This window comes from Pseudomonas sp. E1MeOHC2 (genome assembly GCF_058745025.1).
The window spans coordinates 3,092,618-3,106,793 of the sequence record NZ_CP196675.1 but is presented as its reverse complement, the minus strand read 5'-3'; the positions used below and the strand labels follow the sequence as shown (position 1 = coordinate 3,106,793).

Here is a 14,176-nt window from a genome sequence, read left to right as displayed (position 1 = left end):
GCTCGGCTCCAGGCTTACAAGGCCTTCACGTCGAGGATCTGCACCTCGAAGCTCAGGGTCTTGCCAGCCAGTGGGTGATTGAAGTCGATGGTCACTTGCGCGTCATCGAACGCCTTGACCACGCCCGGCAGCTCGGCGTTGGCGGCGTCATTGAAGATCACCAACAGGCCTTCGGACAACTCCATGTCGGTGAACTGCGAACGCGGCATCACTTGCACATTCTGCGGGTTCGGCTGGCCGAAGGCGCTCTCAGGGGCCACAGTGACGGTGCGCTTGTCGCCGGCCTTGAAGCCGAACAGCGCGGCTTCGAAACCTGGCAACAGGTTGCCATCACCGACCTTGAACACGGCTGGCGACTTGTCGAAGGTGCTGTCGACAGTATCGCCGTTTTCCAGGTGCAGCGCGAAGTGCAAGGTGACTTCGGTGTTCTGGCCAATACGGATGTCAGTCATGGACAGGCTCCTCGGACTTCTTGCTCTTGAACATATCCAGCGCCAGCATTACCGCGCCAACGCAAATCGCACTGTCGGCCAGGTTGAAGGCCGGGAAGTAATGGCGGTTCTGCCAGTGCACCAGGATGAAATCGACTACGTGGCCAAGCACGATGCGGTCGTACAGGTTCCCCAGCGCACCACCCAGCACCAGCGCCAGCGCGATGGCCAGCCAGGTCTCGCTGCGCCCAAGGCGCTTGAGCCAGACCACCAGCACCGCACTGACCACCACGGCGATCACGGCAAACAGCCAGCGCTGCCAGCCGGCGCCATCGGCGAGGAAGCTGAAAGCCGCCCCGGTGTTGTAGGCCAGGGTCCAGCTGAAGTAGTCCGGGATGACCACGATCTGCTGGTACAGGCTCAATTTGCCTTCGAAGTAAACCTTGGTGACCTGGTCAAGGACCAGGACCACCAGGCTCAGCCAGAGCCAGGCAAGGCGCCCGAAGCGCCCCGCTGCAGGGTTAGGCATAGTGGCGCACCTCACCCGAACCGCTCAGGTTGTCGACGCAACGGCTGCAGATTTCCGGGTGCTCCGGGTGGCTGCCGACGTCGGCGCGGAAGTGCCAGCAGCGGCCGCACTTGGCGTGGCCGGACTTGACCACTTTCAGCTTGAGGCCTTCGACTTCGGTCGCCACGGCGTCAGCCGGTGCCTGCACAAACGGCACCACGCTGGCAGCCGAGGTGATCAGCACGAAGCGCAGCTCGTCGCCCAGCTTGCTCAGGTCGGCGCTCAGGCCTTCCTCGGCGTACAGGGTAACTTCGGCCTGCAGGTTGCCGCCGATGACCTTGGCGGTACGCTGGTTTTCCAGCTCCTTGTTGACCGATGCCTTGACCGCCATGACCCGATCCCAGTAGGCACGGTCCAGCTCGATGCCTTCTGGCAGCTCGCTCAGGCCCTGGTACCAGCCGTTGAGCATCACCGACTCGTTGCGCTCGCCCGGCAGGTACTGCCAGATTTCGTCGGCGGTGAAGGACAGGATCGGCGCGATCCAGCGCACCAGCGCCTCACTGATGTGGTACAGCGCGGACTGGCACGAACGGCGGGCGACACTGTTGGCGCCGGTGGTGTACTGGCGGTCCTTGATGATGTCGAGGTAGAAGCCACCCAGCTCCTGCACGCAGAAGTTGTGGATCTTCGAGTAGACGTTCCAGAAACGGTACTCGCTGTAGTGCTCTTCCAGCTCGCGCTGCAGCAGCAGCGTGCGGTCCACTGCCCAACGGTCCAGGGCCAGCATGTCCTCTGGGGCCAGCAGGTCGCGGGCCGGGTCGAAGCCGGACAGGTTGGAGAGCAGGAAGCGCGCGGTGTTGCGGATACGGCGGTAGGCGTCGGCGCTGCGCTGCAGGATCTGCTCGGAAACGGCCATTTCACCGGAGTAGTCGGTGGCCGAAACCCACAGGCGCAGGATGTCGGCACCCAGGGTGTTGTTGACCTTTTCCGGCTCGATGGTGTTGCCCAGCGACTTGGACATCTTGCGGCCGTTCTCGTCCACGGTGAAGCCGTGGGTCAGCAGCTCGCGGTACGGCGCGTGGTTGTCAACGGCGCAACCGGTCAGCAAGGACGAGTGGAACCAGCCGCGGTGCTGGTCGGAGCCTTCCAGGTACAGGTCGGCGACCGGACCGGTGGCGTGGCCGATGTCGTGCGAGCCACGCAGCACGTGCCAGTGGGTGGTACCGGAGTCGAACCACACGTCCAGGGTGTCGGTGATCTTGTCGTACTGGCCGGCTTCGTCGCCGAGCAGTTCAGTGGCGTCCAGCTTGAACCAGGCCTCGATGCCCTCTTGCTCGACGCGCTTGGCCACCGCTTCCATCAGTTCGACGGTACGCGGGTGCAGCTCGCCGGTCTGCTTGTGCAGGAAGAACGGGATCGGCACGCCCCAGTTGCGCTGACGCGAGATGCACCAGTCCGGGCGGTTGGCGATCATCGAGTGCAGGCGCGCCTGGCCCCAGGCCGGGACGAACTTGGTGTCTTCGATGGCCTTGAGCGCGCGCTCACGCAGCGGCTCGCCGGTGGTTGGCTGCTTGTCCATGCCGACGAACCACTGCGCGGTGGCGCGGTAGATCAGCGGGGTCTTGTGGCGCCAGCAGTGCATGTAGCTGTGGCTGATGGTTTCGGTATGCATCAGCGCACCGACTTCGCTGAGCTTCTCGACGATGGCCGGGTTGGCCTTCCAGATGAACTGGCCGCCGAAGAATTCCAGTGACTCGACGTACACACCGTTGCTCTGCACCGGGGTGAGGATGTCGTCGTTGACCATGCCGTAGCGCTTGCAGGTGACGAAGTCGTCTTCACCGTAGGCAGGCGCGGAGTGAACCACACCGGTACCGGCGCCCAACTCGACGTAGTCTGCCAGGTAGAGTGGCGACAGGCGGTCGTAGAACGGGTGGCGGAAGTTGATCAGCTCCAGGGCCGAACCCTGGGCGGTGGCGATAACCGAGCCTTCCAGGTTGTAGCGCTTGAGGCACGACTCGACCAGCTCTTCGGCCAGCACCAGCAGGCGCTCGCCGGTATCGACCAGGGCGTACTTGAACTCCGGGTGGATGTTCAGCGCCTGGTTGGCGGGGATGGTCCACGGGGTGGTGGTCCAGATCACGATGGCGGCGGGCTTGGCCAGCGAGGCCAGGCCAAAGGCAGCGGCCAGCTTGTCGGCGTCGGCGACCGGGAAGGCCACATCGATGGTCTGGGATTTTTTGTCGGCGTATTCAACCTCGGCTTCAGCCAGGGCCGAGCCGCAATCGAAGCACCAGTTCACAGGCTTGAGGCCCTTGAACACGAAGCCTTGCTTGACCATCTCGGCCAGGGCACGGATCTCACCGGCCTCGTTGGCGAAGTTCATGGTCTTGTACGGGTTGTCCCAGTCACCCAGCACACCCAAGCGGATGAACTCGGTCTTCTGCCCTTCGATCTGCTCGGCGGCGTATTCGCGGCACAGCTCACGGGTGCGGTCGGCCGACAGGTGCTTGCCATGGGTGACTTCGACCTTGTGCTCGATCGGCAGGCCGTGGCAGTCCCAACCCGGCACGTACGGCGCGTCGAAACCGGACAGGGTCTTGGAGCGGACGATCATGTCCTTGAGAATCTTGTTCAGCGCATGACCGATGTGAATCTTGCCGTTGGCATAGGGCGGGCCGTCGTGCAGGACGAACTTCGGACGATCCTTGCCAATTTCGCGCAGCTTCTGGTACAGGCCAATGCTGTCCCAGCGCTGCAGGATCTGCGGTTCGCGCTGAGGCAGGCCGGCCTTCATGGGGAAGGCGGTGTCCGGAAGGTTAAGCGTGGCTTTGTAGTCGGTCATTTCAGGCTCTTCGTTAGCGGTTGAGCGTGCCAATGTGCACGTGCGGCGGCGATGTCCGCGTCGATCGCCGACTTCAGCGCCTCCAGGGAGGCGAATCGCTGCTCTTCACGCAGCTTGTGGTGGAACTCCACCGTCAGACGCCGGCCATACAGGTCGCCGGCATAATCCAGAAGATGAATCTCCAGGTGCGGGCGCCCATCACCGGCAACGGTGGGGCGCACGCCGATATTGCCAACACCCGGCCAGGCCTTGCCGTCGATTTCGATGCTGGCCAGGTAAACCCCGGACAGCGGCACGCGGCGGCGCTTGAGCTGGATGTTGGCGGTGGGCGTGCCGAGTTGGCGCGCCAGTTTCTGGCCGTGCAGGACGCGGCCAGTGATGCGGTACGGGCGGCCCAGCAGGTGCTCGGCCAGTTCGAAGTTACCTTCGGACAAGGCCTTGCGCACTTCGGTGCTGCTGACCCGCAGGCCGTCCTGGATCACGGTGTTGGCGGCTTCGACGGTGAACCCGTACTTGTCGCCGGCCTCGACCAGGAAGGCAAAATCGCCTGCGCGGTCGCAGCCAAAGCGGAAGTCGTCGCCCACTTCAAGGTGACGCACGCCCAGGCCGTCTACCAGGATGGCTTTGACAAATTCATCGGCGCCAAGCTTGCTCAGGCGCTGGTTGAATGCCAGGCACAGCACCCGGTCGATACCCTCGGCGGCCAGCAGTTCGACCTTGTCACGCAACCGTGCCAGACGCGCCGGCGCGGTATCGGGGGCAAAGTATTCGCGCGGCTGTGGCTCGAAGATCACCACGCAAGTCGGCAGGCCAAGTGCCTGGCCGCGCTCACGCAGACGCGCCAGGATTGCCTGGTGGCCACGGTGAACCCCGTCGAAGTTGCCAATGGTGGCGACACAGCCCCGGTGCTCGGGGCGCAGGTTGTGAAGACCTCGAACCAGCTGCATAACGCGCTTCTTGCTCATAAAGTGGCCGATTATAACCACACCCGGGCGCCGGTGACAGGCAGCAGCGCCCGGGTGTGGCGTGGAATGCGAAAAACCGACGCCTGACGTGCTCTGGGCTTCAGTGCAGGGCCTTGCGGGCGAAATGCCGAGGCCGGAAGCCACACAGGTACAGGCAGCCGAAATAGGTTACGACACCCGCCAGGATCAGCGCCCCGAGACGCGCGAAGCGCTCGAGCATGCCGCCCTGCTCCCAGGCCGGCATATAGTGCATGCCCGCCAGCAAAACCGCCGACATCAATGTCACCGCCAACACCAGTTTAAACAGGAAGCGGGTCCACCCCGGTTGCGGTTCGAACAGCCCTTGGCTGCGCAGTTTCCAGAACAGCAGGCCGGCATTGAGGCAGGCACCGAGGCTGATCGCCAGGGCCAGCCCGGCATGCGCAAGCGGGCCAACCAGGGCCAGGTTCAACAACTGGGTGCACACCAGCGTGAACACCGCGATCTTCACTGGGGTACGGATATTCTGCTGCGCATAGAAGCCTGGTGCCAGCACCTTGACCAGAATGATCGCCAACAGGCCCACAGAATAGGCCATCAACGCGCGCTGGGTCATCGCCGCATCGAACGCGCTGAACTTGCCGTACTGGAACAGCGCCACGGTCATCGGCTCGGCCAGAATGGCCATGGCCAGGGTGCAGGGCAACACCAGCAGGAAGCACAGGCGCAGGCCCCAGTCGAGGATGCGTGAATACTCTTCGCGGTCCTTGTTGGCATAGGTCTTGGCCAACGTTGGCAGCAAGATAGTGCCCAGCGCCACGCCCAGCACGCCGGACGGCAACTCCATGAGCCGATCGGCGTAGTACATCCACGACACCGAGCCGGCCACCAGGAACGAGGCGAAGATGGTGTTGATGATCAGTGATATCTGGCTGACCGAGACCCCGAGGATCGCCGGCAGCATCTGTTTGAGCACGCGCCATACACCGGTGTCGCGCAGGTTCAGGCGGGGCAGCACGAGCATGCCGATCTTTTTCAATGCCGGCAGCTGGTACAGCAGTTGCGCCAGGCCACCCGCCAGTACGCCCCAGGCCAGCGCCATGATCGGCGGGTCGAAATACGGCGTGAGCGCCACGGCGAAGATGATCATCGCCACGTTCAGCAAGGTCGGGGTGAACGCCGGGACGGAGAAACGGTTCCAGGTATTGAGGATCGCACCCGCCAGGGACGACAGCGAGATCAGCAATATATAAGGAAAGGTCACCCGCAACAGGTCGGTGGTGAGCGCGTATTTTTCGGCACTGTCGACAAAACCTGGCGCGGTGGCCCACACCACCCAGGGTGCCGCGAAGATACCAACGGCCGTGACCAGGGCCAGGACCAGGGTCAGCAAGCCGCTGACATAAGCGATGAAGGTGCGGGTCGCTTCGTCGCCCTGCTGGGTCTTGTACTCGGCCAGAATCGGCACGAAGGCTTGCGAAAACGCGCCTTCGGCAAAGATCCGTCGCAGCAGGTTGGGCAACTTGAACGCGATGAAAAAGGCATCAGTGGCGATGCCGGCACCAAACACACGCGCCAGAATGGTGTCGCGCACAAAGCCCAACACCCTGGAAATCATGGTAATCGAGCTGACCGCAGCCAGGGATTTGAGCAAATTCATCGAAAAGATTCACGTCAGAGACAGAGGACGCTGCAGACAGCGTTCGAATGTGCGATACTCCCGCGCCTTCGCAGGGGAGCCAAAAATTCCCGAGTTTACAGGTCGCGCAGCAGAAAGGAATCTTTCCCTCTTGTTGGCGCACCGCTCGGCGGAACCTTGCAGGTGGCCTTGACATCCGTTCGACTGATCGGCATGATTCGCGGCCTATTTTGTTTGCTATTTACCTAAAGTCTTTCGAGGAGCTCGACGGTGGCCAACACACCTTCCGCCAAGAAACGTGCAAAACAGGCTGAGAAGCGTCGCAGCCACAACGCCAGCCTGCGTTCCATGGTCCGCACCTACATCAAGAATGTAGTTAAAGCCATCGACGCAAAAGACGCTGAAAAAGCGCAAGCCGCTTACGTTCTGGCTGTACCTGTAATCGACCGTATGGCCGATAAAGGTATCATCCACAAGAACAAAGCTGCTCGCCACAAAGGCCGTCTGAATGGCCACATCAAGGCGCTGAAAGAAGCTGCAGCTGCCTAAGCGACATGCTTGTCAAAAAACCGGCCCTAGGGTCGGTTTTTTGTTGCCTGCAATTTAACCGCTCACGCGCTTCTGTAGGAGCGGCCTTGCCGGGGAAAGGGGCTGCGTAGCAGCCCCAGCGTTATCTATGGCGAAGTCAAAACCGGGGCTACAAGGGCCCTGCTGATAGAAAGATCACTTGGCTATCTGGATCTTAGGCGCCCACTGCAGCCATTGGTCCTCTGCCTTGTCGAACAGGGCAAAGGTCTGCTGCGGCCGCGCCGGGTTGCCCATCTGCTCGCCATCCGGTGTGGCAAAGGCAATACCGCCATCGATGAGTGTCTCCAGCGATTCGGTACGCACCGTCGCCCCCTTGAACAGCCCCCAATCAAAGCCAAAGCCACTGCTGTTCCAGAAACGGCTGCCACTGCGCACCAAGGCTGCATAGCGCGGCTCGATAAGGATATGGATCAGCACGCGATCGGCACTCTGGCCCAACTCGAAGCCCGTCACCTTGCCTACCGCGACCTCACGGTAGGTCACCGGCACACCCGGCTTGATCGAGCCGCGCCGCGGTGCACTGAGCGTCAATGGCAGGCCGACCTCAGGCCCGGCAATCTGCGGGGCATCGGCCAGGGCGATGAAATCACGTTGCGTGCCCTTGTCCTTGGCCGCCGGCTGCACTTCCAGGTATTGGCCGCCAATCAAGGTGTCGAGATTCTCAGTGCGCACCAGGCCTAAGGCAGGCTTGACCACCCAGAACTGCGTACCGACGCGCGCAATTCGCTCTGCAGCTTCGGTGATACGCGCCCGCAGCAGCACGGCCTGCAAGTCTGCGGTGAGGTCGACGCTCTCGATACTGCCAACGTCCAGGCCACGGAAGCGAATTGGCGTACCCGGCTTCAGGCCATCGGCACGGTCCACACGAATCGTGACCAACGTACCCGCACGATTGACCGCCTCCTGGCTCTCATGCAGACGGAACCGTGGAATATGACGCTTGAGCGCTACATCAGGCCTTGGCGTATCGAAGGCGATGCCGCCAGCCATGAGCGTCTGCAGTGACTCGCTCTTGATCTTGATGCCCGACAGGCCACCGGTCAGGGTAATGCCGCTGACGTTCCAGAAGCGCGACGAGCCGTTGACCAGGTTCTCGTATTCCTTCTCGATATGCACACCGATCAGGATGCGATTGCTATTGCGGGCGAACTGGTAGCTCTGCACGCTGCCCACTTTCACCTGGCGATACATCACCGGGCTACCGATTTCCAGCGAGCCCAGGGTATCGGCGAACAGCACCATGTGCAGGCCCGGGGCCTTGAGATCCAGCGGCGGCGCCTTGGGTCGGGCTTCGAACTCACGCAGCGGCTTGGCGCCTTTCTCGCCGGGGCGAATGGCAATGTAGTTACCTTTTACCAAGGCCTCCAAGCCTGTGATGCCGGCCAGGGAAATGGACGGCTTGACCACCCAGAACTGCGTCCCTTCGACCAGGTAGTCCTCGGTCAGCGGGTCAAGGGTGAGCTCAGCCATGGCGCTGCCGAGGTTATCCTCCATTTTCAGCGCTTTCAGCGAGCCGACCTGAATCCCCTTGTACATCACCGGCGTGCGACCGGCCTGCAGGCCTTCGTAGTCACTCAGCTTGACCTTGATACGGATCCCGGCCTGGGCTGCATCGAAGTCCTCATACAGGCGAAACGGCAGGCTGGGGTCGGTTGGCGGGCTGTCCTTGCGGTATTCCGGGGTCGCGAAGGCAATACCGCCGGCGACGATGCTCGACAGGGACTCGCTACGCACCTTCACCCCCGACAGGCTTGCATCGATACTGATACCGCTGGCGTTCCAGAATCGCGTGTGTTTGCGCACCAGGCTGGCGTAGGCCGGCTGGATGAACACCTTGATCTCGACCGTGTCCTGATCGTCAGAAAGCCGGTAGCTCTTCACCCGGCCGACCTGGATCTGCTTGTAGAACACTGGGCTGTCGCGATTGAGCGAACCCAGTCGATCGGCTTTGAGTATCAGGTGCAAGCCCGGCTCACTGTCCGACAAAGGCGGCGCTGTGGACAAGGCAGTGAAGCGCTTGGCCTTCTCCCCTTCACCCGGGCTGACGGCGATGTAGTTACCTGAGACCAACGTCTCCAGGCCGGTAATACCCGCCAGGCTGACGCTTGGCTTGACCAGCCAGAAGCGCGTCCCGGTGGTCAGGTGCGACTGAGCAGCCTTGTTCATCTCAATGGTGGCAATTACACCCTGGTTGGCACCTTTGGCATCCAGCACCAAAGCCGTCACCTTGCCGACCGGCATGCCTTTGTAGATGACTTCGGTCTTGTTGGCGACGATCCCTTCACCCGTGGTGAAGCGAACCTCGATTTCCACACCCGCATCACGATAAGCCTGCCATGCCAACCAGCCACCGATCATTAACGCGATCAGCGGCAGGATCCAGATGGCCGACCAGTTCGAAGCTGGGCGGGTTTTTGCCGTTGGCAGGTCACTCATGGTCGTCATCCGACTCCGTGTTATCCCAAATCAGTCGGGGATCGAAAGTTAAAGCAGCGAGCATCGTCAGAATCACCACACTGGCGAAGGCGACAGCGCCCAGGTTGGCTTCGACACTGGCTATTCGCCCAAAATTCACCACCGCCACCAGAATGGCGATGACGAAGATATCGAGCATGGACCAGCGTCCGATGAATTCGATAAAGCGGTACATCAGGATCCGCTGGCGCGCCGAAAGTGGCTGGCGACGCTGAACGGAGTACAGCAGCAAACCAATACCCACCAGCTTGAAGGTAGGCACCAGAATACTGGCAATGAATACCACCGCAGCGATTGGCACCATGCCGTGCTTGAGCAGGGTAATGACGCCCGACATGATGGTATCGGGGCTACCCTGGCCCAGTGTGCTTACAGTCATGATCGGCAACAGATTGGCAGGGATGTACAAAATGGACGCCGCAATCAGCAACGCCCAGGTACGCACGATACTGTTCGGCCGGCGGCCATGCACGATGGCACCGCAGCGTGTGCACGTCTGCGAGGCGCTGTCGGCCTCCTGCCTGTTCAGTTCGTGACACTCATTGCAGACAAGGATGCCTGCATCAATCGCCCGCATGGAGATCCTCCCCCGAAAGCGCACTCCAGATCTGATGCGGTGACATCACCACCTCAAGCCACACCTGAATCAACAACAAGCTGATAAAGCAGAACAGCCCCAACCCCACGGTCAGTTCAGCCAGGTCCACCAGCTTGACGATCGCCACCAGCACGCCCATGAAATAGACCTCGAGCATGCCCCAGTCGCGCAAGTGGTGATAGATGCGATAGAACAACAAGCCATAGCTGCGCCCCACGTCCAGCCGAATGCTCAGCAGTACCGCCAACTGGCACAACAGCTTCGCCAAGGGAATGGCCATGCTGCACAGGAAGACTACGACGGCTACGCCGCGCATTTGTGAGTTATACAGGCCCACCACGCCGCTCCAGACCGTATCGTCCGACGTCTGGCCAAGCAGGTGTAACTGCATGATCGGCAGAAAGTTGGCAGGCACGAAAAGTAGCAGGGCGGTGAGCACCAAAGCCAGGCTGCGGTTGACCACATTGTGCCGGTGGGCGTAAAGCTCATAGCCACAGCGCGGGCACTGGGCTTTTTCATCGTGCTGCAGCACGGGCTTGCGCATCAGCAGGTCGCATTCGTGGCAAGCCACGAGTTCGTCCAGCGGCAATTGGGCCAGTGCTTCGGGTTCGACAGGGTTGGGCATATCGAGCTTCTGAATGGATGCGTGGGCTCTATTCTAGTGATCTGACTCGAAATGTGGGAGGCGACTATTGACCGGTTCGCGAGCGGTTTTTGTTCCAGGAAAAGACAAAACCCCTACCTGCTCGCGCAGATAGGGGTTTTGCGAAATGAATCTTGACGATGACCTACTCTCACATGGGGAAACCCCACACTACCATCGGCGATGCATCGTTTCACTACTGAGTTCGGGATGGGATCAGGTGGTTCCAATGCTCTATGGTCGTCAAGAAATTCTGTAGCCAGAATGTCCAGATGAACAGCCCAGCGAATTCGGATATGCGATATTTGTGGTTACGAACTTTCGGTTATTTCGTCTTCACCACCACAATTCGGCGTCTTACGCTCAAATTGCTTGGGTGTTATATGGTCAAGCCTCACGGGCAATTAGTATTGGTTAGCTCAACGCCTCACAGCGCTTACACACCCAACCTATCAACGTCGTAGTCTTCGACGGCCCTTTAGGGGATTCAAGATCCCAGTGAGATCTCATCTTGAGGCAAGTTTCCCGCTTAGATGCTTTCAGCGGTTATCTCTTCCGAACATAGCTACCCGGCAATGCCACTGGCGTGACAACCGGAACACCAGAGGTTCGTCCACTCCGGTCCTCTCGTACTAGGAGCAGCCCCTCTCAAATCTCAAACGTCCACGGCAGATAGGGACCGAACTGTCTCACGACGTTCTAAACCCAGCTCGCGTACCACTTTAAATGGCGAACAGCCATACCCTTGGGACCGGCTTCAGCCCCAGGATGTGATGAGCCGACATCGAGGTGCCAAACACCGCCGTCGATATGAACTCTTGGGCGGTATCAGCCTGTTATCCCCGGAGTACCTTTTATCCGTTGAGCGATGGCCCTTCCATACAGAACCACCGGATCACTAAGACCTACTTTCGTACCTGCTCGACGTGTTTGTCTCGCAGTCAAGCGCGCTTTTGCCTTTATACTCTACGACCGATTTCCGACCGGTCTGAGCGCACCTTCGTACTCCTCCGTTACTCTTTGGGAGGAGACCGCCCCAGTCAAACTACCCACCATACACTGTCCTCGATCCGGATAACGGACCTGAGTTAGAACCTCAAAGTTGCCAGGGTGGTATTTCAAGGATGGCTCCATGAGAACTGGCGTCCCCACTTCAAAGCCTCCCACCTATCCTACACAAGCAAATTCAAAGTCCAGTGCAAAGCTATAGTAAAGGTTCACGGGGTCTTTCCGTCTAGCCGCGGATACACTGCATCTTCACAGCGATTTCAATTTCACTGAGTCTCGGGTGGAGACAGCGCCGCCATCGTTACGCCATTCGTGCAGGTCGGAACTTACCCGACAAGGAATTTCGCTACCTTAGGACCGTTATAGTTACGGCCGCCGTTTACCGGGGCTTCGATCAAGAGCTTCGCTTGCGCTAACCCCATCAATTAACCTTCCGGCACCGGGCAGGCGTCACACCCTATACGTCCACTTTCGTGTTTGCAGAGTGCTGTGTTTTTAATAAACAGTCGCAGCGGCCTGGTATCTTCGACCGGCATGGGCTTACGGAGCAAGTCCTTAACCCTCGCCGGCGCACCTTCTCCCGAAGTTACGGTGCCATTTTGCCTAGTTCCTTCACCCGAGTTCTCTCAAGCGCCTTGGTATTCTCTACCTAACCACCTGTGTCGGTTTGGGGTACGGTTCCCAGTTATCTGAAGCTTAGGAGCTTTTCTTGGAAGCATGGCATCAACCACTTCGTCGCCTAAAGGCAACTCGTCATCAGCTCTCGGCCTTGAGATCCCGGATTTGCCTAAGATCTCAGCCTACCACCTTAAACTTGGACAACCAACGCCAAGCTGGCCTAGCCTTCTCCGTCCCTCCATCGCAATAACTGGAAGTACAGGAATATTAACCTGTTTTCCATCGACTACGCTTTTCAGCCTCGCCTTAGGGACCGACTAACCCTGCGTCGATTAACGTTGCGCAGGAAACCTTGGTCTTTCGGCGTGGGAGTTTTTCACTCCCATTGTCGTTACTCATGTCAGCATTCGCACTTCTGATACCTCCAGCAAGCTTCTCAACTCACCTTCACAGGCTTACAGAACGCTCCTCTACCGCATCATCATAAGATGATACCCGTAGCTTCGGTGCATGGTTTGAGCCCCGTTACATCTTCCGCGCAGGCCGACTCGACTAGTGAGCTATTACGCTTTCTTTAAAGGGTGGCTGCTTCTAAGCCAACCTCCTAGCTGTCTAAGCCTTCCCACATCGTTTCCCACTTAACCATGACTTTGGGACCTTAGCTGACGGTCTGGGTTGTTTCCCTTTTCACGACGGACGTTAGCACCCGCCGTGTGTCTCCCATGCTCGGCACTTGTAGGTATTCGGAGTTTGCATCGGTTTGGTAAGTCGGGATGACCCCCTAGCCGAAACAGTGCTCTACCCCCTACAGTGATACATGAGGCGCTACCTAAATAGCTTTCGAGGAGAACCAGCTATCTCCGAGCTTGATTAGCCTTTCACTCCGATCCACAGGTCATCCGCTAACTTTTCAACGGTAGTCGGTTCGGTCCTCCAGTCAGTGTTACCTAACCTTCAACCTGCCCATGGATAGATCGCCCGGTTTCGGGTCTATACCCAGCGACTAAACGCCCTATTAAGACTCGCTTTCGCTACGCCTCCCCTATTCGGTTAAGCTCGCCACTGAATATAAGTCGCTGACCCATTATACAAAAGGTACGCAGTCACCTAACAAGTAGGCTCCCACTGCTTGTACGCATACGGTTTCAGGATCTATTTCACTCCCCTCTCCGGGGTTCTTTTCGCCTTTCCCTCACGGTACTAGTTCACTATCGGTCAGTCAGTAGTATTTAGCCTTGGAGGATGGTCCCCCCATATTCAGACAAAGTTTCTCGTGCTCCGTCCTACTCGATTTCATTGATAAGAGATTTTCGTGTACGGGGCTATCACCCACTATGGCCGCACTTTCCAGAGCGTTCCACTAATCTCAAACCAACTTAAGGGCTGGTCCCCGTTCGCTCGCCACTACTAAGGGAATCTCGGTTGATTTCTTTTCCTCAGGGTACTTAGATGTTTCAGTTCCCCTGGTTCGCCTCTTGCACCTATGTATTCAGTACAAGATACTCAGCTTATGCTGAGTGGGTTCCCCCATTCAGAGATCTCTGGATCACAGTCTGTTTGCCGACTCCCCAAAGCTTATCGCAGGCTACCACGTCTTTCATCGCCTCTGACTGCCAAGGCATCCACCGTATGCGCTTCTTCACTTGACCATATAACCCCAAGCAATCTGGTTATACTGTGAAGACGACATTCGCCGAAAATTCGTTTTGCTCTTTCGAGCCCACAAATTTTACCTTAGCCTGATCCACTACCAGTGAAAGTAGTGTTCAGTCTATTTCTATCACATATCCGAATTTTTAAAGAACGATCCGACAAAAGTCAGAAATCAACATTCATCACCGAATGTTCATTTCTAAGTTCTGACAAGCTACTGCATACT

The 14,176-nt window shown here is 58.9% G+C and carries 9 protein-coding genes and 2 rRNA genes; 1 reads left to right on the top strand and 10 read right to left on the bottom strand.

Annotation, left to right across the window (positions count from 1 at the left end; genetic code table 11):
• Positions 1 to 14 precede the first annotated feature (14 nt).
• The 5 genes from fkpB to murJ form a co-directional block, all read right to left on the bottom strand.
• Positions 15 to 452, bottom strand: a complete 438-nt coding sequence (fkpB, locus tag ACSSU5_RS13905; RefSeq protein ID WP_264310406.1) for an FKBP-type peptidyl-prolyl cis-trans isomerase — start codon at positions 450 to 452, stop codon at positions 15 to 17.
• The gene (gene lspA, locus ACSSU5_RS13900) at positions 445 to 960 is read right to left on the bottom strand and encodes a signal peptidase II (protein WP_264310407.1); all 516 of its coding nucleotides are present in this window, start codon (positions 958 to 960) and stop codon (positions 445 to 447) included. Before lspA ends, fkpB begins: the two co-directional genes overlap by 8 nt.
• Positions 953 to 3,784: an isoleucine--tRNA ligase gene (gene ileS / locus ACSSU5_RS13895; RefSeq protein WP_264310408.1), complete on the bottom strand. Its 2,832-nt coding sequence runs from the start codon at positions 3,782 to 3,784 to the stop codon at positions 953 to 955. Before ileS ends, lspA begins: the two co-directional genes overlap by 8 nt.
• Positions 3,781 to 4,731 (bottom strand): bifunctional riboflavin kinase/FAD synthetase, encoded by a 951-nt coding sequence (gene ribF / locus ACSSU5_RS13890; protein WP_264310409.1) that lies wholly within the window; start codon positions 4,729 to 4,731, stop codon positions 3,781 to 3,783. The genes ileS and ribF overlap by 4 nt, the downstream gene beginning before the upstream one ends.
• A 118-nt stretch (positions 4,732 to 4,849) precedes the next feature.
• Positions 4,850 to 6,388, bottom strand: coding sequence for a murein biosynthesis integral membrane protein MurJ (gene murJ, locus ACSSU5_RS13885; protein WP_264310410.1), 1,539 nt, complete (start codon positions 6,386 to 6,388; stop codon positions 4,850 to 4,852).
• Positions 6,389 to 6,637: 249 nt separating this feature from the next.
• On the opposite strand from murJ, the gene rpsT reads away from it, so the two are divergent.
• Positions 6,638 to 6,916, top strand: a complete 279-nt coding sequence (rpsT, locus tag ACSSU5_RS13880) for a 30S ribosomal protein S20 (RefSeq protein WP_003247625.1) — start codon at positions 6,638 to 6,640, stop codon at positions 6,914 to 6,916.
• Between the two features lie 174 nt (positions 6,917 to 7,090).
• Here the strand turns inward: rpsT and ACSSU5_RS13875 are convergent, their stop codons facing one another.
• The 5 genes from ACSSU5_RS13875 to ACSSU5_RS13855 form a co-directional block, all read right to left on the bottom strand.
• Positions 7,091 to 9,391, bottom strand: a complete 2,301-nt coding sequence (locus tag ACSSU5_RS13875; protein WP_492559111.1) for a PqiB family protein — start codon at positions 9,389 to 9,391, stop codon at positions 7,091 to 7,093.
• Positions 9,384 to 10,007, bottom strand: coding sequence for a paraquat-inducible protein A (locus ACSSU5_RS13870; protein ID WP_264310412.1), 624 nt, complete (start codon positions 10,005 to 10,007; stop codon positions 9,384 to 9,386). The genes ACSSU5_RS13875 and ACSSU5_RS13870 overlap by 8 nt, the downstream gene beginning before the upstream one ends.
• Positions 9,994 to 10,653: a paraquat-inducible protein A gene (locus ACSSU5_RS13865; RefSeq protein ID WP_264310413.1), complete on the bottom strand. Its 660-nt coding sequence runs from the start codon at positions 10,651 to 10,653 to the stop codon at positions 9,994 to 9,996. Before ACSSU5_RS13865 ends, ACSSU5_RS13870 begins: the two co-directional genes overlap by 14 nt.
• 150 nt (positions 10,654 to 10,803) lie before the next feature.
• Positions 10,804 to 10,919 (bottom strand): 5S ribosomal RNA (rrf, locus tag ACSSU5_RS13860).
• A gap of 135 nt (positions 10,920 to 11,054) precedes the next feature.
• Positions 11,055 to 13,946: ribosomal RNA gene (locus tag ACSSU5_RS13855) — 23S ribosomal RNA — on the bottom strand.
• Between the last annotated feature and the right edge of the window lie 230 nt (positions 13,947 to 14,176).

What these genes read in the sequence shown, in the direction of transcription:
- fkpB (WP_264310406.1), bottom strand. Translation starts at nt 452, where the DNA reads ATGACTGACATCCGTATTGGCCAGAACACCGAAGTCACCTTGCACTTC.
- lspA (WP_264310407.1), bottom strand. Translation starts at nt 960, where the DNA reads ATGCCTAACCCTGCAGCGGGGCGCTTCGGGCGCCTTGCCTGGCTCTGG.
- ileS (WP_264310408.1), bottom strand. Translation starts at nt 3,784, where the DNA reads ATGACCGACTACAAAGCCACGCTTAACCTTCCGGACACCGCCTTCCCC.
- ribF (WP_264310409.1), bottom strand. Translation starts at nt 4,731, where the DNA reads ATGCAGCTGGTTCGAGGTCTTCACAACCTGCGCCCCGAGCACCGGGGC.
- murJ (WP_264310410.1), bottom strand. Translation starts at nt 6,388, where the DNA reads ATGAATTTGCTCAAATCCCTGGCTGCGGTCAGCTCGATTACCATGATT.
- ACSSU5_RS13875 (WP_492559111.1), bottom strand. Translation starts at nt 9,391, where the DNA reads ATGAGTGACCTGCCAACGGCAAAAACCCGCCCAGCTTCGAACTGGTCG.
- ACSSU5_RS13870 (WP_264310412.1), bottom strand. Translation starts at nt 10,007, where the DNA reads ATGCGGGCGATTGATGCAGGCATCCTTGTCTGCAATGAGTGTCACGAA.
- ACSSU5_RS13865 (WP_264310413.1), bottom strand. Translation starts at nt 10,653, where the DNA reads ATGCCCAACCCTGTCGAACCCGAAGCACTGGCCCAATTGCCGCTGGAC.